Genomic DNA, 18,385 nt, shown 5'->3' on the forward strand with positions numbered 1-18,385 from the left:
TCCCCCCGTGGTGAAAGGAGGCCACTATGGTGACGCGCACTGACGTGGAACACATGGCCTCCACCATCGCCACCGCCTCCGACCAAGCAAAACAACAAGTCGGCGCGCTCATGACCCGCCTAGCCGGGCAACCAGCAACCGTAGTACGCGACGCGCTCGCGGATGCGTTCCCGACCCTCCTTGCGGGGTTTGAAAACGTGGGTACGGCGGCCGGGCTAGAGTTCTACGACAGTATGCGTGCGCGTACCCGTGGTCTTCCAGCGTATAAGGCAACAGCGGTCGCGAACCCCACGCCAACGGCGGACGCTGTCGGTATCGCACGCGCCGCCGCCCGGCACCTGTTCAACCCTGACATAGCGCCGGAGGTGGCAGGCGAGCGCACAAGGCGGGAATTGTCTGACGCGCTCGGAACGCGGACGAAGAACGCGATGCGGCAAACCATTAAAAACAATGCTGTACGCGACCCCGCTAAAACTTCGTTCGCGAGGGTGCCTCGTGGCGCGAAAACGTGCGCTTTTTGTACGATGCTCGCTTCCCGCGGGTTCGTGTACGCTACAGCGAAAACAGCTGGTGAGGAAGACAAATACCACCACGACTGTGATTGCATGATCGTGCCGTCGTGGGATGCGAAACAAGCCAAGCTCGAAGGCTACGATCCGGACGGGTATTTTGAGCAGTATTTGAAGGCGCGTCGTGCGCTTGAAGCGGCGGGCGTGCAGAAGATTGACGCTTATGCGGTCACCGCGCAGATGCGCGCGATGTTCCCCGGCGAGTTCACGGACTCGTGGACAGGCGCACCGAAGGGGCGTCCGAAGGTTGAACCGAAGCCGAAGAAGCCGAACGAATCGAAACAGGGTGAGAAGGCCGAGCGCAAGCAGAAGTCGAAGCCGGTAGTCTTCAAGAAGTTCGCCTCGGACAAGGAGGGCTTGCAGTGGGCGCGGACGAAGTTCCCGCCAGTGACAGCAGGTGAAGACCCGACGCGAGCCGTCTTCGAGTACACCGGCGAGGCGTATCGGCCGTGGAACACTGCTCTGCGCGAGGCGAAGGGGAAGGTTCCTCAGGCGTGGGCGACCCAGACGAGAGCTCTCGATGCGTTGATGGACAAGCATCGGATCCCAGAGCCGGTGGTCTTGCACCGGGGAGCCGACTCCTGGGAGTTCGAGTTCAACGGAGAGCAGATGCCGTTGGGTGCGACTGAAAAGCAGCTGAAGATGCTTGAGGGCTCTATTCAGACGCAGCACCAATACACATCGACATCAGTCGGGCCGAAAGCCGTTTACGACTACAAGCCGGTGCAGATTCATTTCAGCGTTCCCCAAGGAACTCGGGCGGTCAATCCGATGCGGATTGGTCAATACGGTGCAGCTGAGCGCGAAATCATTCTCCACCGTGGCCTGAAATACAGAATCGATCACGTGCAAGAAGATGAAATGGCGGATCAGATTCACGTCTTTGCTACGATTCTCGAGGAAAAAGAGTAGAATAATACCATGGAGCCGAAGAGGAAGAAGCCGCTCTCGAATGAGGAGCTGAACAGGCTCGTCGAAGAATCCGGATGGATCAACGGCGAGTGGCATTCTGCCGCTGCGGCAAGTCCAGCCGGCGAATCGTCCCTCCCGGAGGGTCGCTACCCATGCATGATTTTCCTCGTCGACGAGACGCCAGTCTCATGGGTTGACCTGATCCGCGATGGCAAGGTCGTCGCCATGATCGCCTGGTACGGAGACCCCGTCACCTACATCGACACGGACTGGATCTGCCTCAGCACGCGCGATGATGAGCTCCAGCACTACATGGATGAACTCGGGATCCGCGGGTTCACCATGACTGAGGCGCGCGACCACATCCTGGAGATCTGGGAGCACACCGAGATCCGCGCAGTCACCCTCGGAGAGTACAACGCGATCTACAAAGAACGGGTGAACAAGCTGAAGAAGCCCAAGCGTTAACAGCACCAACACCTTCAACACACAGAGAGAACCCCGAAGCCACTGAGGCTCCGGGGTTTCTTCATGCCGAGGCTAGAAGAAGCCTGAGCGACCAGAAGCTCACAAGCTACTCCCAACCCCTGTCACCCGTTAGTGGTGCCGGGGTTTTCTATACCCAAGTTTCCCTGACCACTGGGGTTCAGTGGGTTCACCATGGCCGACGGGCCTTGTACGGAGAGGACACACTATGCCAAAACACGCATTCGCGCAGGCCACTGAACAAGCCGGGAACGAAGCCGAGCAGTCCACTGAACAGGCCACTGAACAAGCCGGGAGCGAAGCCACGCATGATGCTGGCGAGTTCCAGGCTATTACAAGCCAGGATCAGTTGGACAAGCTCATCGCAAAAAGAGTCGCACGTGAGCGCGCCAAATACGCCGACTACGACGACCTCAAAGCCATCGCACAAAAGGCCGGAGAATCCAACGCCCAACTGAAAGCCGAAGTCGAAACCTTAAAGAAAGCGGCTGAACGGCGCGAATGGGTTGAGCAGGTAGCAGGCGAAACCGGTATCCCTGCCGGGGTGCTACGCGGTGAAACGTTGGAAGAAATCCAAGCCCACGCGAAAGCGTTGGGTGAAGCGTTCGCAAGCGTGAAACCAGTGTTGAAAGGTCAAGCGAAACAGGCTGACGTGTCCTCAACACCTGAACAGCTCCTCGTCCGGAGTCTCTTCAAGTAACCATTTGGCGGTGCTGAACCCACCCCTATTCAGTTCCCTTGTTGAAAGGAAAAAATCATGGGAAAACTTTTCACTTCTGAAAATGCCAAGCCACTACTTCCCCGCGAAATCGCTGACGGCTTGGTGAAGAACACTCAGAGCCTGTCCACTATTGCCGCGCTGTCGGCGCGTGAGCCGATGCGCTTTGGTAAGAGCGATGTCATCGTTTTCAACGATCTGCCTCGTGCGGAGTTCGTCGAAGAGGGCGCTGACAAGGCCTCGACCCAGGGCGGATTCTCTTCCGTGACTGTTCAGCCTCATAAGGCTCAGGTGACGATGCGGTTTAACCAGGAAGTCATGTGGGCTGATGAGGACTACCAGCTGGGCGTGCTCAATGAACTGAGCGTGGCGGGTCAAGAAGCGTTGTCGCGCGCACTGGACCTCGGTGTCTACCATCGCATCAACCCGCTAACTGGCAGCGCGACCACGTGGGAGAACTATCTGGGTGCGACAACGAAGCGCGTCGAAATCAAGGATGCTGATGCTGACGATGATTTCCGTAGCGCGGTGGGCCTGCTGGTCACTGGCGTGAACCCGGTTAACGTGACCGGCGCAGCGTTCGACCCGAAGTTCTCCTGGGCTTTGGCCTCGTTGAAGAACAAGGACGGTATGCAGCGTTACCCGCAGCTTGGCCTGGGTACTGGTGTGGATGCGTTCATGGGTATTAAGACCGCTGTCGGTAACACCGTGTCTGGTGTGCCTGAGGCGGCGGATACGAAGGTGCGCGCTATCGTGGGTGACTTTACGAACGGTATCCGCTGGGGTGTTCAGCGTGAACTCCCGGTCGAGCTGATCCAGCATGGTGACCCGGACGGTCAGGGCGACTTGAAGCGTAAGAACCAGGTCGCGCTCCGTCTGGAGATTGTGTACGGCTGGTATGTGTTCGCGGATCGTTTCGCGATCATCGAGGATAAAGTCGACTGATCGATGCCTCGTTTTGTTAACCCTTTGGGGAGCGTGGTTGTCGTGTCCGATGAGGACGCGGCGGCTATTGCCAGCGCAGGGTGGGAGCTTGTTCCTGAGGCTGATGCTGGTAAGACCACCGGCGTGAAGAAGTCGCCTGTGAAGGCTAAGACTCCCACGAAGGCGCGCGTGAAGGCTCGCGACTGGTAACTCCTCCTTAATCCCGGTCGCGCACACGAGTGTGGGGTGGGTAGATGGTGGTGGTTTTCTTGCTTTCCCACCATCGTTGGCATTGTCTGCCCACCCCACACTCTCTCCTTTTATTCCTCATATTTTCTTCTGATTGGTGGTGTCTATGGGAGTTCCTTACGCGGTTTTCGATGACGTGGAGACCCGGTGGGTGTCTAGCGTGTTTATCCCCGCCCCGGAGGTTGTGAACGCGTATTTGGCGGACGCGACAATGGTGATGGACGCGGAACTCCCCACGCTTCGCGCCATGACCGACAGCGACAAGGAAGCGAAAGACCGGGCGACGTTCATCTGTGCGCGCATGGTGATCCGCGTGCTGTCGAACCCGGATCAGGTGCGGTCAACGCAGGACAATACCGGCCCGTTCACCGAGTCCGTCACCTATTCGACGGAGTCCCTCGCGGGCTTGACATTGACCGCGCAAGACAAGCGGTTCCTGATGGGCCCATCCTGGTCTAACACGGGCGGGGCGTTCGAGATCGACCCCTTGGCGGGGGTGGTCGCGTGAGAAAACACGGCGAAACAGTGGAAGTCCTCGCACTAGTTACTGGCGAGCCTGATGATCTGGGGAACGAAACCAAGACGTGGGGTTTGCCGTTAAAAGTCTCAAACGTGCTGGTAGCGCCATCGTCAACGACTGATTTGAACGGGTCTATCCGCCCTGACGGCGATAGTACGACGCTAAACCTGTACTTCCCCAAGACTTTCACCGGGGCTCTTCGTGGGGCGCGCGTGATCGTCAGGGGCGAAACCTACGAGGTGCAGGGCAACCCGTTCTCATACGACCCGACTATCACACCAGGCGCACACAATCTCGTCGCCAGCGTCGAACGCGTCGAGGGGTGAGGCTGATTGGGGGACGTAAAACTGAAACTCAACTCATCAACACTCACTGCCCTGACTCTGCCTGTAATCGAACAGATCACGCAGGAAATCACCAACCGAGCCGGCGAAGGGTTCGTGGGTGACGTGATTATTACTGACCGCCCACACGGGGCCATCCGAGCTGAAACCATCCACGCCAAACGAAAGAACGCAAAACACAACACACTCTTGAAAGCGATGCACGGATGACACCAGAAGAAATCCTGATCAAAGCGCTCGCGGACGGGTTGCGCCTTCGCGTTTCTGGTGACGTGCCCGCCACAAGACCGGACGCGTTCGTGACCGTAGAGCGCACGGGCGGGGCTCAAACACGGTTTCTCGACCACGGCACCTACGCGGTGCAGGTGTGGGCAAAGAGCCGTGCGAACGCGGGGAAACTCGCCCAAACAGTGGCCTCATACATCACCAATCAATTGCCAACTGAAAACGCGCATATTGGCAGATCAACGGTGGAGTCCTTATATCACTTCCCCGACCCTGATTCGCCGTTGGAACGTTACCAGTTAACTGTTAGCGCCGTTATTACTCTCTCCTGAAAGGAACACACACAATGGCAAAGAACGATTCGACAAAGGTCTCTGTAGGTAAACCGGGCGCAACGGGGGCTGTGTTCGCCGCACCTGTCGGCACCACGATCCCCCAGGATGCGACCACGAAACTTGACGTGGCTTTTAAGAACCTCGGCTACGTCTCAGAAGACGGGCTGACCAACAGTGTCGAGACGGACACGGAAGACCTGAAAGCCTGGGGCGGCGACACCGTTCTCACAACCCCGACAAGCCGGACGGAAACGTTCAAGTGGACGTTCATCCAGGTTCTCGACGTGGACGTGTTGAAGGAAGTCTACGGCGATAAGAACGTTAAAGACTCTGCCGGTGCGGTGACGGTCAAGCACAACGGCACCGTGCTTGATCGGAAGATTTACGTCTTCGAGATGCTTCTGACCGGTGGACGCGTCAAGCGGATCGTTGTCCCGAACGCGCAGATCACCGAGGTTGGCGAAATCGCTTACCAGGATGGTGAGGCAATCGGCTACGAAGTCACCTTGACCGCCTACCCCGACGCGGACGGTAACACGGCTTATGAGCATGTAACCGCCGCCTGATTCTTCAATTGTCTGCCCCTGCTCTGGTCTTTGCCGTCCTTCTCCCAGAGCAGGGGTCTTCCCTTTCACAAGCCCGAGAAGAACACGCACAAAAGCAGAAAGCAGAAAAAATAATGACAACACAAGCCGACGTTGAAGCGTTGAAAGAAAAACTGGCTGAAGCCGAAGCCGAGATGGCAGAACAGACACCCAAGGTGTCTAAAGAACTGATGCCCGAACCGGTGGAACTGCCCCGCAAGATCATTGTGCGCGGGCTCGAACTCACAATTAACCCAAAGGTCTTGGCTGACCTTGAGTTCTTAGACCTCCTGGCGCAGATCGAAGACGAAAACCCCACAGCCTTACCCCGTATTCTTCGTTTCCTCGTCGGAGCCGACCGGATGCGCGAAGTCTTCGACGTTTTGCGCTCAGAAGACGGGCACGTCGATCTAGTGGAGGGCGTGGAATTCATGCGCGAACTGATGGAAAGCCTAGCCCCAAATTCCTGATGCTCATCAATGTCTGGCGGAGGCATCCTGATGAGCTGAACGCAGATTTTGCACGCTTTTATGGGGTGCTTGACTGGCGGAGTTTGCCGCCCGTCCAAGCCGCCTCATTATTTATTGCCATGCTGAGGCAACCAGAATCGTGGACACACAGGATCATGCAGGCGGGTGAAACGTTCGAGACGAGCCTTCACAAGCTTGTGGCGCTCGCTGTTGACCGGCTGGGGCTCCTGGTGTGGCAGAACACGAAAGACGGGATGAAGGGACGGAATCGTCCGCCGTCGATGTATGAGGCTCTGTTCCCGTCGCACACGGTGGACTTGTCGGAGGACACGTTCACAATTGTTGACCCCGATGAGCTGGACGGCCTGTTGAAACGAATTCATGAAAACTAACAACGTGGGAGGTTCCCTATATGGCTGGGTTTGATCTTGGTACTGCTTGGCTGAATGTTGTCCCCAGCTTCAAGGGAGCGGCCCGCGCTTTATCGTCTGAACTCTCGGGCGTTTCCGGTTCGGTGTTGCCTAAAGATTTCGGTGTGAAATCGACTCGGGGTTTCGCTAAGAATGTCAAGGCGGCTATGGCTGAGTCTCGGACGGCAGCCGCCGAAGCAGCCCAGGCGGTTCAGACTGCGATGAGTAAAGCGCAAGTGGCGCAAAAGGCGCAGGCAAGCGCAGCCGCTCAAACGGAGATAGCGAATAAGAAACTCGCCGAGGCTATTAAGAAGTACGGTGCGGACTCATCCCAAGCAGCCGAAGCGTCTTTGAAGGTGAAGAATGCTCTCGCCCAGGAAGAGGCGGCGGCAGTTGGGGTGAAGAGCGCGTTTGAACGCGTCGGAGAAGCGCAGAAAAAGGCGGCGAACACTCAGCCTTTAACGCGCTCCCAGGCTGTAATGGAAACGCTTGGCCAGACCGCCCGCAACGTTGGAGCAAGTATCAAGCAGTCTTTCGGCGACGCGTTCCGCACAGCCGGAATGCTGGCAGGCGCGGGGCTGACCGCCGCAGTCGGATTTATCGCCTCATATACGGGCGAGGCTATCCGCGCCTCGGATGCGACGGATAAATTTAAGACCACGCTGAACTTCGCGGGCTTAGACTCTTCGGCGATTAGCGCGTTGACGAAGAGCACGAAAGAATACGCGGATAAGACCGTCTATGACTTGTCTGATATTCAGAACATTACTGCCCAGCTCGCCTCTAACGGTGTCAAGGGGTACGACAGGCTCGCTGAGGCGGCTGGCAACCTCAACGCCGTCGCTGGCGGTAACAAGGAAACCTTTAAGTCTGTTGGTCTGGTGATTACTCAGACGGCTGGCGCGGGCAAGCTGATGACGGAAAACTGGCGACAGCTCACCGACGCAATCCCCGGCGCAGCAGGACCGTTGAAGCAAGCCCTGTTGGAAGCAGGCGCATACACGGGCGATTTCCAGAAAGCTATGGAAAACGGTGAGATCACCGCCGACGAGTTCAACCAGGCGATTACCTCGCTTGGGTTCCAGGAGGCCGCCCAAGAAGCAGCGACCTCAACATCCACGTTCGAGGGCGCGTGGGGCAACCTGGAAGCCGCGATCACAGGCGGATTGCAGGCTGTCATGGCACCGTTTAAAGGCCCGTTAACGTCGGCAATGACAGCGCTCGCGGATAAGGTCACGAGCGTTTTTGATGCGATTGCTGGCGGGTTAAGCGGTGGCGGGTTGTCTCAGTTTTCCGGGACGTTTAGTGGCCTACTCCCGATTATTGGGGCTTTGGCGGGTTCGCTTGGCACTTTACTGTCGCAAATCATTCCCGGTATTGGTGGCGCGTTTGGTGCGGTCACTGGCCCGGCTGGGTTGATTATCGGCTTGTTCGCGTCAATGGTAACGAACTCGACCGCCTTACAGCAGGCGTTCGGGACCGTGTTCACCGTGATCGGCGGGGTGTTCCAGTCGCTCGCACCGGTGGTGGATCAGATCATGGTGTCCATCAGCACCCTAGCTCAAATGCTGGGCGATGCTCTGGCTCCAATTATTTCGTCGGTGGCGCTCGCGGTCGGTGAGCTGATTACGGGTATTTTGCCCACGGTCGGCCCTTTGATCACGGCAATTATGAGTGTTGTTTCGGCTTTGATTCCGCCGGTGAGTCAGATCATCAACATTGTTTTGGCGACTGTGTTGCCGATGATTCAGCAGTTGACTCCGATTATTGCTCAGATTATTGGGGTGATCACGCAGATTATCGGAGCCATGGCACCGTTGATTTCGCTGATTGCGGCCATCCTCATTCCGACAATTCAAGCGTTAATGCCGGTCGTTCAGACCGTGTTTGAGGCTGTAAGGACCATTATTGAAAGCGCTATGACCGCCGTGCAGGGCGTGATCAACATAGTCCTCGGGGTCATCAATGGGGACTGGAGTCAAGTCTGGTCTGGGATGCAGGGGCTCGTTTCCGGCGTTTTTGGTGTAATTAGCGGGCTGATCAGTGGAGCTATGAACGTGGTGTGGTCAGTTATTTCTTCGGCGTTGAGTCTCGTTTCTAGTCTTTGGAGTTCGGCGTGGAATGCGGTGTCTAGCTTGGTGTCGAACGCATGGAGCGGGATTTCTTCGGCAGTCAGTTCTGGCGTGTCTCGGATGATGGGGTTCATTACCAGTATTCCCAGTCGCATTATGGGGGTTTTCTCGTCTGCTGGCTCATGGCTGCTTGACGCGGGGCACCAGATTATCGACGGTTTCATTAACGGTATTAAGAACGCTTTTGGCGCGGTTAAGAACGTTCTCGGGTCGTTAACAAGCCTGCTCCCAGATTGGAAGGGCCCCGCCGACCTCGACAAGGTGATCCTGCGGGATTCTGGTCGTCTCGTCATCCAAGGCTTCCAACGTGGGTTGGAGGATCAGTATCAGAACGTGCGCCGGAGCCTCGGCGGGTTCACGGCAAGCCTGTCTGCTTCAACGTCGCTCTCGCCTGCCCTGTCTTCCGGAAGCGTTGTTGGTGGCTATGCGTCGCCTGAGTATTTGGTGGTCAAGGATGCGGACAACCGGTTGATTGGCCGTATGCGCGTCGAAGCCGGGACTGTCGTTGACGGGGCTACGGCCATAGCGTCGCGCGCCTCTTTGCGTGAGCTTGTAGGAATCTAAAGTAAGGAGCTTTTATGGCGGCGACTACGTGGTCTGCAACGTCGGGGTATATGGCTGTCGGCATTAGCCTGTCGTGGCGAGGTAATCCTGCCGACGGGTGGGTGTGGGTGGATGCGACGTACACCCTCTGGTCGGACAGCTACGGGTTCAACTACGATTCGACGCTTCACCGGAGCGGGTTCATTTCCGGGGATGTTCCCGTCCACTTTTACTCGCCAACGAACACGTCTACCTACAAAACAGTTAAGGCTGAGACGACGTGGGCTAATCTCAACTACGGCGAGTCGAGGGTCCTTTCTTTCAGCGCGTCTCTCGGCCCCATTTTCAACGGCGGAAACCCAAGTGTTACCGCGTATCTGACGCTCCCGAAGCGCCCTTATGAAACACCGAACACCCCGACGAATGTTGTTGCGTCTCGCGCGAACGATTCGCAGGCAAACCTGTCGTGGGCGGTTCAGACTACCGCGTCGAAGCCGGTCAGGGCTTTCGCTATTGAACGCACGTCAGCGGCTTCACCGGACTGGGTGCGGGTCGCGACCCTCTCATCGTCGGCTAGGTCGTGGACTGATCCGACGTTGAAGGCGAATGACGCGTTCCAGTATCGCGTGTGGGCGAGTAACGGGGCCGTCTGGTCGCAGGCCGGGGAGTCTAACTGGATTTATACGACCCCCACTGCCCCGGCGAATGTGACTGCCGTTAAAAATGCTAGCGGGTCGATCACCGTCTCGTGGGAGCGGTCAGCCCCATATGACGGCACCGGGTTTGAGGTGTACGACAACGGGGCGCTGGTTGGAAGCGTTTCCGTGGTTTCGGGGCAAACCAGCTACCAGTGGACGCACGACAGCCCGAGCGCTTCACACACTCACACTTACACGGTAAAGCATGTTGCGTCGGGTGTTTCGTCCGGGTTCTCAGCCCCGTCGAACACGGTTCAACTGTTGGCTGCACCTAACCCACCGGCCAACCTGTCGCCGACAGGAACATTTGTTCCCGGCAACGTGAAATTATCGTGGAAGCACTCGCCGGTGGATTCTTCCGCCCAAACGCACGCACAACTACGCTATCGCGTGAACTCTGGGGAGTGGACGACACTCACGATTGCGAACGGCGATCAACATAAGAATGTGACGTTCCCGGCTGGGAAAGTGGAGTGGCAAGTTCGAACCTGGGGGGCTTATCTTTCCGGGCAGGAATCCGGCGCGTCCCCGTGGTCTGCCGTTAGTGTTCTCGCGATTGCTGATAAGCCGGGCGCGTCGATCACTAATCCGAACGCTTCCCCCGTGAAGGTTTCTCGCCTCACTGTTGGATGGACGTATTATCAGGCGCAATCACATGCGCAGGCAGGCGCAACCCTCACCGTCAGCACACGGGGTGGGGGTGTTGTTCATAAGGCGGTAATCAACGGGGCAGTCCGCTCGTATGAGTTGCCTTTCGCCTTGAAAAACGCGACAGAGTACACGCTGAGTGTTGTTGTCCGTTCTGGTGACGGCTTGTATAGCAATCCCGCGTCGTTCAGTTTTACAACCGACTTCCCCTCTCCCGCCGTCCCGACGGTTCAAACAGCGTGGGACAACGAAACAGGGTCAACGGCTTTGCGTATCACGAACCCAACCGCCGAAGGCAAACCGGAGGTTGTTTCTAATAGTGTTGAACGCAGTATCGACAACGGCGCAACGTGGGAGATGGTCGCAGGCGAAGTCCCCGCAGGCGGGTCGATCACCGACCCAGAATGTTTATCAAACGGCACAACACTCTACCGCGTCACCGCGACAACGGCTTTACCGTCTTCGTCATCTACAACCGTGAGTGTTATTTCGGATTCACAAGCCATGTGGCTAGCTGGAGGCCCCGGCTTCCAAACCGTGGTCGCCCTCGAATGGGATCCGAAGTATTCAACATCTTTCGGGCTGGTGAACAGGACGCTCGCATACTTCGCGGGGAGAACACACGGCGTGGAACTATCGGGCAGGCAACGCCAACGGCAAATCAGCCTATCGGCTACCCTGCTTGATTCTTCTGTTGACGTGCGCTCGCGGGTTGAAGACCTCGCTTATCTTCCCGCGCCTTTCTTGTACCGCGACCCGAACGGGAACCGCGTCTACTGTTCGATGAAAGACGTGGATCTTTCACGCGCGCCCGGCGGGGTCTGGAGCGTCAGCGCCTCGTTGGAGGAGGTGAGTAAGTGAGCGCGTATTCTCATCGTCAGGCTGAATATGTCGTCCGGCTCCTTGATTCTCAAGACCAGGAAATCAGGGTGTTAGACGGTGTGACAGGCGGGGCGGTCACGGTTTCGTCTGCAACAAGGTTGAAATCTTCGGGCAGTCTCCAGATCACCAAAACAACGGAGGGGATCGACTGGCTTTCCCAACGGGTAAGGATCGACTATCAGCCGACCGGGGACCAGGGGTGGCCTCTGGGTGTTTTCCTCTTAACGTCGCCGACTGATTCATATTCGGAAACTGGGGTCACCTGGGATGTGGACCTTCTGTCGAAACTCGCGATTTTAGACGAGTCGAAGACGGAAGCAACCTTCTCAGTGCCTGCCGGGGCGAACCTTGTTGAAACTGTGGCTTCGCTGATCAGCGTGCAAGCGAAAGCAGACGCGCGACAGCTCGCAATCACCGCCTCTCCTGCCACTGCATTGTCGGCCATGACGTGGGACCCAGGAACCCCCTATCTGACGATTATTAACGAACTTTTAGATGCGGCGGGCTATTGGAGCCTCTGGTGTGATGGGTACGGGATTTTCCACGTGGAACCCTATGTTCGCCCGGCTCAGCGTCCAACGGTGTTTGATTTCGTCGAAGGTGAAGAGTCGGTGCATTCGGCATCGTGGTCGCGTGATCAGGATTTAGCGGAAGTCCCGAACAAGGTTGTGCTGGTCGGTCAAGGCTCCGATGAGACCCCTGCTCTGGTGGGGGTGGCGACGAATGAAGACCCCAACAGCCCGCTTTCCTATGTTTCGCGCGGACGGTGGATCGTCCACACCGAAGAAGGGGTCGAGGCGGCTGACCAAGCCACGTTGACGCGGAAAGCCCGGCAGGTTCTGATTGATAAATCAACGCCGTCAGCTTCTTTGCAGATTGAGCATATTCCGCTTGACCTTCAAACGAACCAGGCTGTGAGTTTTGCTTCTCAGGGGCATCGTGCTCGGTGTGTGATTCAGAAAATCGAATACCAGCTTTCACCGGTTGCGCTGGTGAAAACAACTCTGAGGGAGGTTGTTGACCTGTGAGCACATTGGACTATCTGGTTAGTCAGATTGCAAGAATCCGCCACCAGCTCGACCAAACAGCCTCCTACAGGTGGGCGACTGTGACCAACGTAAACCCTCTCAGGATCAAGTTTGATGGTGAGACTCAGGTGTTGCCGGTATCCCCGGTCAACCTGGCGGGAGCCTTGCAGGTGGGGTATCGCGTGTGGGTGCTGTCCGTTCAGCGTCGCGCGTTTGTGATTGGTAGCGCCCAAACCGGGGACGCAACCGCCACCAGTGATCCGACTCCGGCTGGTGTGATGAGCTTGTATGCTGGCGCGTCTGCCCCGCAGGGGTGGCTTGAATGCGACGGATCGTCGTATCCGAAAGCAACGTATCCGAGGCTCGCGGCCGCTTTAGGTTTTACCGGTAGCGGGTCTTCGTTCACGGTCCCGGACATGCGGGGGCGTTTCTTCCTCGGGTCTTCTACTGCTTACGCGCGTGGGAGCGTGGGTGGTGAAGCTACTCATACGCTCACTATTAGCGAGATGCCTTCCCATGGGCACGAAATTGCGCCCGGCAACGCTCATAGTCAACGCCTCAACTTGTTCAAAACTGACGCGCAAAACGGCAACAAGTGGGACCTCATGTCGTACAGGTCATCGACGACAGACCCCGCGTCCGCCGTTGCTCTCCCCGCTGGTGGGGGGAAGCCTCACAACAACATGCCACCGTATTTCGCCGGTTTGTTCATCATCAAGTACTAACGGAAGGAAAAACAATGGGCTCACCCTCTTCTGCTTCAATCATCAACGCGACGCGCGACCAGGATCTTCTCGACCGGGCGAAAGCCCTTGGCGCGACACTCGGCATGACCACCGGGGAGGTGGAAGCCTCATGGGACCAGCTGGTTACCAAGCCAGTAGACGATACCGGGGAGAATACGATTGCGAGCGTTTTTGAGTATGCGCAAAGCAAGTATGCCGAAGCGTTGGCGGCTCTTCCTCCGAAGCCCGGTGTGAACCCCGCGCATGTGACGGACGCGCATATTCTTCACGCGCTGACTTTTAAGACAGCCAAGTAGGCTCCCCCCACTACTCAACCGCTACCCCCGCACCCGTTGGTGTGGGGTTTTCTTATACCCAAAAAATTCAAGTGAGGTGGAAACACGGTGGCTAATGAAGAGGCTTTGATGCGTCAGATGCCGGAGTTCGGGGACGGCGAACCCGACCCGCACCCGGTCGTTGAAAACGTTGGCGAACAGGAGGCTAACTGATGGCAACAGCTGAACAAGCTCTAAACGTGGCGCGCGGAGAACTCGGATACTCCAGGTGGACTGACCCACAAGAAGGAACCAAATACGGGCGCGACTACGCAACCCGCCACGGCGCATACTTCGGCGCTAGCGGAGTCCCCTATTGCGCCATGTTCGTCACGTACGTCCTGCGCCAAGTGGGCATGACTCCACCGGGCGGGGATTTCGCGTATGTCCCCAGCGGGATTAACGCCGCGCGCAACCTTGGCAGGCTCGTCGCGAAAGCTAACGCGCAGGCCGGGGACTTGGCGTGTTTCGACTGGGACGGCGACGGCGTAGCCGATCACGTGGGGTTCGTGGAACACAACTACGGCTCCTACTACCAGACGATCGAGGGGAATACGTCGTCGGGCGCGTCAGGGTCACAGTCCAACGGTGGTGGCGTGTACCGGCGCACCCGCAATCTTAGTTCGGTGATCGCGGTGATCCGCCCCGACTACACGGGGGCCTCTGCTTCGTCGTGGGAGTTGGAAGAAGACGGCATTTGGGGCGCGCACACCGCCAAGCGGTTCCGGCAAGTCTTCGCCCTCCCAACAAACGCCGGGTGGGAGCCGACCGCAGTCAGGGCTCTCCAATACTTCCTCTCTTGGGCACTCGATGCTTACAGGCTGAAGGCGGCGACCGGGGTTGATCGTATCCCCGTTGACGGGTTCGATGGGCCGATCACGATCGGGGCTTTCCAGGCGTGGTGGAACTATTCCGGTATCCCCGCAGGCCACAGGGTTCCTGTGACGAAGACGTGGGATACGCAAACCGTCCAGGCGATGCAGATTGCGCTCAATCATTCGTGGGCTGGATCGAAAGCCCTCGCCGTCAAGCCGTGAAAGGTATTGAATAAATGGATTCTTTGAAAACTCTTGCAATTGACCCGTTCGTCTCAACCGTCGTCGTCGGCATTGTTTGGCCTTTGGTGCAAGCCGCCTTGGATAAGCCGTGGTGGACTCACAAACGCCGGATCGTCCTCGTCAGCGTCGCAGCCACGGTGTTGTCGGTCAGCATTTGGGCGGTGTCAGAATACCCCGCAACAGTTGAATACTTAGCCACTCAGCTTACCGCCTTGCTCGGCATCTTCTGGGCGGTCTACCAGATTCTCTCACACGTGAAAATCGGCGGAGAATCGCTAATTGAATGGGTGGGCATGGTCACCCCAGGTGGTATGCCAAGGGGTAAGCACGCAGAGAAGGCGGGCGAGTGAGTGATCCGATTGTTGAAATCCTCGCAAGTAAAGAAGTAGTCGCCGGAATTACTGCCTTTGCTGTCGCGTTCCTTACTCTGCTGGTGGGGTTCGTCCGCTGGCTCGTCGCGTGGGTGAACCGTAAAGTTGTGAGCCTGCAAGCCCAGATGGCCGGTATTTCCGAAAGTGCGTCCAAAGCGGAAACCGAAGCGCGCGGAGCCCGCGAGGGGGTAACTAACAGCCACGGGACGCATTTGCGCGATGATTTGGACGAGGTGCGCGCGGGCATGAAAACTCTTGTGCGCAAAATTGACGGAATTGAACGCGCGCGCGTGGAGGAGGCTCGTAGTCGTGAGCGACGCGACCAGCGGGCAGAAGACCAGATCGACGGGCTGAGGCTCGATATTCGTGCCCTAACCGCGTCGGCAGAGAAAACACACGAACGCCTAGAATCGCGCCTAGAGTGCTTGGAATCCTCTGACGAACACTGACATGCTTGCTAACATGGAGCCTGTCGGTCGTGGAGCGTCCCTGTAATTCATTCTAATGTTTTCACGGCCGACCCCCAAAGGGGATTGGCGCTTCAGCGTCACTCTTTCCCTACTGGGAATCAGAAAGACCGCCCTCACTTTCCCGTGTGGATTGTGAGGGCGGTTTCTTCGCGTTTAATAAAGGTTTTTGAGCTCTTCTTCCAGCTCCAGGCGTTCCGCGTCCAAAATGTCGAATTGTGTGAGCTCTTCGGGGTTTTCCAAATCCAAATCCGCTTGCAATTCCTTAATGTCAGCAATTTCTTTGGAAATAGTGGAGCGCGTCCGCGTTTCCCTGATTTCGACCCTCACCCCGTGTTCTGCTTCCGCTTCTTGCGCGGCTTGAGCTGTTGCCGATCGGTGGAACGCGGCGGGCAACGTGAGCTGTTTGGCTTGCGCGTCAACCTCCCAGTAGTCCTCGTCATCGGCGAACGTGGCAACGAACACCGGCGTGTCTTCCGTGGAATCTAAGGTGGTTCGTAGGATTTGCAGAGTTTCGTCAACGATTTGTTGGTGTAAGCGTTCAAACTGCGCGATTTCGCCCATGAGCCGGTCAGGGTTACTCGGGGTTCTTATTCCGGTTTCCCAATGGCTGATTGTTGCCTGCTTGACTCCTAAAAGGCGGGCGAAGTCAGCTTGGTTGAGTCCTAGCGCGCTACGTCGCGCCGTAATTTCGATCGGCTCCATTTTTGGTAGTTCCTTTCAAGAGTTCGGGCGGTTGTGAGGGTTACTTGCCGAGGATTCGGCGAGCCTGGGCGAGGCTCATTGTCTGGATTGCTTCGTCGCGGGTTTGCGGGTTTGCGAGGCGCTGCCAGAACTTGTCGTCGTTGTCGATGGCTGTGCGGAATTCTGAGCGCTGGCGCTGATTCATTCCGCGATCGAGCTTCTTGGCGATCTTCTTTGCGAACTCGGCGGTGATGGGGGTTTCTTCCTGGGTGGCGATTTCAGCGAGTCGCGCTTCTGCTTCTGCCTGCTCGGCCGCGTGCTTTGCTTCGAGGCGTTCCCAGCGGGCGTCGATGATCCGGGCGGCTTCCCAGCGGTCCACACCGTAAGCCATTGCGACTCGGCCAACCTCGGGATCCCATTCCCAATCTTCACACATTTTCTTTTCCTCCTATATGAGGTGGAAGCTTGACCTTTTGTCTTCTTCCTTGATGTCACTATTATAGGCACAGTTATAAAAATAATACAAGTGGAAGAGGGGGAAACTAGATAACAATTTGATAACAGGCGTTATAAACAATCACCACCACCGCTCCCCCTTGGTATCTCGGCCGGGCATCTCTCTATTTCCGCATATGCGCCAGTTACACGATAATATGGGTGTCCATGAGGCCAGTCAGAGCCCTATCCCTCTCAGCCGTCGCATGCTGATACCTCAAGGCCACCTCAACATCACTATGACCGCCCCTATATAGAAGCTCAGCCAGTGTTGCGCCTTGTTGGGCGTACACGGTTAGCCCCGTGTGGCGTAGGTCGTGGAACTTGAACCACGGGATACCTGCCGATGCGCGCGCCTTGTTCCATGCGCCACGTAGCGTGTTTGGATGCACCGGCATGGACAAGTCGGTTTCACGATGAAACACCAGCCCTTCTGCACCCGGTGCCGCCCACTCGTCTAAGTGCTCTTGTATGACTGGCACGAGTGACGCGGGGATGCTGATTGTGCGCCTGCCTGTCTCGCTTTTCGGTGGCACTACTACCGGGCCACGACCCGCAAGGTATTGTATTTGCCGCTCTACACGCACCACGGGCGAGTCCCCTAGCGTGAAGTCCTTACGCTTGAGTCCAATGATCTCGCCCTCGCGTAGCGCACACCACGCGGCCAATAGGACAGTAAGGCGCAGATTTGGTGGCATGTTGTCGGCACATGTTAGTACCTCGCTGGGTGTGGCCACTTGACGGTGCGCGTCCGTGACTGGTTTGTACTGTTGTCCGCCCGCCACACGACACGGAGACTGGGAGAGCTTCCCGGCCTTGACTGCCGCTCCCATGCATGAAGATAGTGTCATGTAGAGGGGGCGTGTAACGCCTTGGCCTCGCTCTTTCATGCTTTGGTTGTACCAGTCCTGCACGTCGTCCGGGGTTATGAGCACGATGGGAGTACTTCCGAAAATCTCCCGAAGTTGTTTCACGCGGTACTGGTAGGTTTGGATCGTTTTCTTAGCCCTGCCGATACTCTCCAGTGAGGATAGCCAGCGCTCCGACCAGTCGGTGAACGTCAATTGTGCGGCCTGCTCTGCTTGGAGACGTGATGTGCGCTCCCGCTTCTGGTCTTCTTCGCTCTGCCATGTGCTAGTAGCAATGCTGGCCTGTACGGTGGAGAGCCACTGCTCTGCCTGCCGTTTTCGCTCAAAAGTGATGGGCGCGTTGTGGCGGTTACCGTCGGGGCCACGGTATGACGCTTGGAACCTTCCAGATGGTAGTTTGCGGATGTTTCCGAACCCTCGACGCTTGCCCACGGCTCCCCCTCTTGTCTTGTTGCACGAGTTCTGGCGTGCAACAGGCCGTGCAACCCACGTGCAACACATGAGTGTATCCCATAGTCATTCCTGTATCTCACAGTCATTTTAAGAAGTGCGAGAAACCCCGCCATTCCAACAAAAACCCCGCCACCTCAACGAGGTAGCGGGGTAAACGTGGAGATGGGGGGAATCAGTCCTGACACCACCGCTGACCAGTGCAAACAGCCATGGAAGCGGTGGCGCGTGCAATCAGCGTGCAACTAGCCCGC

22 protein-coding genes are annotated in these 18,385 nt (G+C 57.2%); 19 read left to right on the forward strand and 3 right to left on the reverse strand.

The features are described 5' to 3' along the window. Positions 1-26 precede the first annotated feature (26 nt). The 19 genes from HMPREF9241_RS08835 to HMPREF9241_RS08650 all read left to right on the forward strand — a co-directional run bounded on the left by HMPREF9241_RS08835 (position 27) and on the right by HMPREF9241_RS08650 (position 15,615). Entirely contained in the window at positions 27-1,481 is a 1,455-nt protein-coding gene (locus HMPREF9241_RS08835; protein WP_006681891.1) for a VG15 protein, read from the forward strand. Positions 1,482-1,490: 9 nt separating this feature from the next. Then, the gene (locus tag HMPREF9241_RS08565; RefSeq protein WP_006681892.1) at positions 1,491-1,949 is read left to right on the forward strand and encodes a hypothetical protein; all 459 of its coding nucleotides are present in this window, start codon (positions 1,491-1,493) and stop codon (positions 1,947-1,949) included. A 226-nt stretch (positions 1,950-2,175) separates the two neighbouring features. Continuing rightward, a complete protein-coding gene (locus HMPREF9241_RS08570; protein WP_006681893.1) occupies positions 2,176-2,667 on the forward strand; it encodes a hypothetical protein in 492 nt (163 codons plus the stop codon). A 57-nt stretch (positions 2,668-2,724) separates the two neighbouring features. Continuing rightward, positions 2,725-3,630, forward strand: a complete 906-nt coding sequence (locus tag HMPREF9241_RS08575; RefSeq protein WP_006681894.1) for a phage major capsid family protein — start codon at positions 2,725-2,727, stop codon at positions 3,628-3,630. A 3-nt stretch (positions 3,631-3,633) separates the two neighbouring features. After that, entirely contained in the window at positions 3,634-3,819 is a 186-nt protein-coding gene (locus HMPREF9241_RS09325; protein ID WP_131367678.1) for a hypothetical protein, read from the forward strand. A gap of 145 nt (positions 3,820-3,964) precedes the next feature. Continuing rightward, positions 3,965-4,366, forward strand: coding sequence for a hypothetical protein (locus HMPREF9241_RS08580; protein WP_006681896.1), 402 nt, complete (start codon positions 3,965-3,967; stop codon positions 4,364-4,366). Then, complete coding sequence (locus HMPREF9241_RS08585; protein WP_006681897.1) at positions 4,363-4,704, forward strand: hypothetical protein; 342 nt, start codon at positions 4,363-4,365, stop codon at positions 4,702-4,704. Before HMPREF9241_RS08580 ends, HMPREF9241_RS08585 begins: the two co-directional genes overlap by 4 nt. 224 nt (positions 4,705-4,928) lie before the next feature. Continuing rightward, a complete protein-coding gene (locus HMPREF9241_RS08595; protein WP_006681898.1) occupies positions 4,929-5,279 on the forward strand; it encodes a hypothetical protein in 351 nt (116 codons plus the stop codon). A 14-nt stretch (positions 5,280-5,293) separates the two neighbouring features. Then, positions 5,294-5,848: a phage tail tube protein gene (locus HMPREF9241_RS08600; RefSeq protein WP_006681899.1), complete on the forward strand. Its 555-nt coding sequence runs from the start codon at positions 5,294-5,296 to the stop codon at positions 5,846-5,848. Between the two features lie 113 nt (positions 5,849-5,961). Further along, positions 5,962-6,336 carry a hypothetical protein gene (locus HMPREF9241_RS08605; protein WP_006681900.1) on the forward strand — a complete coding sequence of 125 codons (375 nt, stop codon included), beginning with the start codon at positions 5,962-5,964 and terminating at the stop codon, positions 6,334-6,336. Then, positions 6,336-6,728, forward strand: a complete 393-nt coding sequence (locus HMPREF9241_RS08610; protein ID WP_006681901.1) for a DUF5361 domain-containing protein — start codon at positions 6,336-6,338, stop codon at positions 6,726-6,728. The genes HMPREF9241_RS08605 and HMPREF9241_RS08610 overlap by 1 nt, the downstream gene beginning before the upstream one ends. Positions 6,729-6,748: 20 nt before the next feature. Continuing rightward, on the forward strand, positions 6,749-9,442 hold the full coding sequence (locus HMPREF9241_RS09515) for a tape measure protein (RefSeq protein ID WP_006681902.1): 2,694 nt from the start codon (positions 6,749-6,751) through the stop codon (positions 9,440-9,442). 14 nt (positions 9,443-9,456) lie between these two features. Continuing rightward, on the forward strand, positions 9,457-11,628 hold the full coding sequence (locus HMPREF9241_RS08620; RefSeq protein ID WP_006681903.1) for a fibronectin type III domain-containing protein: 2,172 nt from the start codon (positions 9,457-9,459) through the stop codon (positions 11,626-11,628). Beyond that, on the forward strand, positions 11,625-12,677 hold the full coding sequence (locus tag HMPREF9241_RS08625) for a hypothetical protein (RefSeq protein ID WP_006681904.1): 1,053 nt from the start codon (positions 11,625-11,627) through the stop codon (positions 12,675-12,677). The genes HMPREF9241_RS08620 and HMPREF9241_RS08625 overlap by 4 nt, the downstream gene beginning before the upstream one ends. After that, complete coding sequence (locus HMPREF9241_RS08845; protein WP_006681905.1) at positions 12,674-13,402, forward strand: phage tail protein; 729 nt, start codon at positions 12,674-12,676, stop codon at positions 13,400-13,402. The genes HMPREF9241_RS08625 and HMPREF9241_RS08845 overlap by 4 nt, the downstream gene beginning before the upstream one ends. 14 nt (positions 13,403-13,416) lie before the next feature. Next, a complete protein-coding gene (locus HMPREF9241_RS08635; RefSeq protein ID WP_006681906.1) occupies positions 13,417-13,719 on the forward strand; it encodes a hypothetical protein in 303 nt (100 codons plus the stop codon). 191 nt (positions 13,720-13,910) lie between these two features. Next, positions 13,911-14,774 (forward strand): CHAP domain-containing protein, encoded by an 864-nt coding sequence (locus HMPREF9241_RS08850; protein ID WP_006681908.1) that lies wholly within the window; start codon positions 13,911-13,913, stop codon positions 14,772-14,774. A 14-nt stretch (positions 14,775-14,788) separates the two neighbouring features. Further along, on the forward strand, positions 14,789-15,145 hold the full coding sequence (locus tag HMPREF9241_RS08645; protein ID WP_006681909.1) for a hypothetical protein: 357 nt from the start codon (positions 14,789-14,791) through the stop codon (positions 15,143-15,145). Beyond that, on the forward strand, positions 15,142-15,615 hold the full coding sequence (locus HMPREF9241_RS08650) for a hypothetical protein (protein ID WP_006681910.1): 474 nt from the start codon (positions 15,142-15,144) through the stop codon (positions 15,613-15,615). Before HMPREF9241_RS08645 ends, HMPREF9241_RS08650 begins: the two co-directional genes overlap by 4 nt. A 174-nt stretch (positions 15,616-15,789) precedes the next feature. On the opposite strand, the gene HMPREF9241_RS08655 is transcribed toward HMPREF9241_RS08650, so the two are convergent. From HMPREF9241_RS08655 to HMPREF9241_RS08665, 3 genes are all read right to left on the reverse strand, one after another. Then, positions 15,790-16,338, reverse strand: coding sequence for a helix-turn-helix domain-containing protein (locus tag HMPREF9241_RS08655; RefSeq protein WP_006681911.1), 549 nt, complete (start codon positions 16,336-16,338; stop codon positions 15,790-15,792). Between the two features lie 40 nt (positions 16,339-16,378). Beyond that, entirely contained in the window at positions 16,379-16,753 is a 375-nt protein-coding gene (locus HMPREF9241_RS08660; RefSeq protein ID WP_006681912.1) for a hypothetical protein, read from the reverse strand. Positions 16,754-16,958: 205 nt separating this feature from the next. After that, positions 16,959-18,113 (reverse strand): tyrosine-type recombinase/integrase, encoded by a 1,155-nt coding sequence (locus HMPREF9241_RS08665; RefSeq protein WP_006681913.1) that lies wholly within the window; start codon positions 18,111-18,113, stop codon positions 16,959-16,961. Positions 18,114-18,385 lie beyond the last annotated feature (272 nt).

This window comes from Schaalia turicensis ACS-279-V-Col4 (genome assembly GCF_000296505.1).
Classification (GTDB): domain Bacteria; phylum Actinomycetota; class Actinomycetes; order Actinomycetales; family Actinomycetaceae; genus Pauljensenia; species Pauljensenia turicensis_A.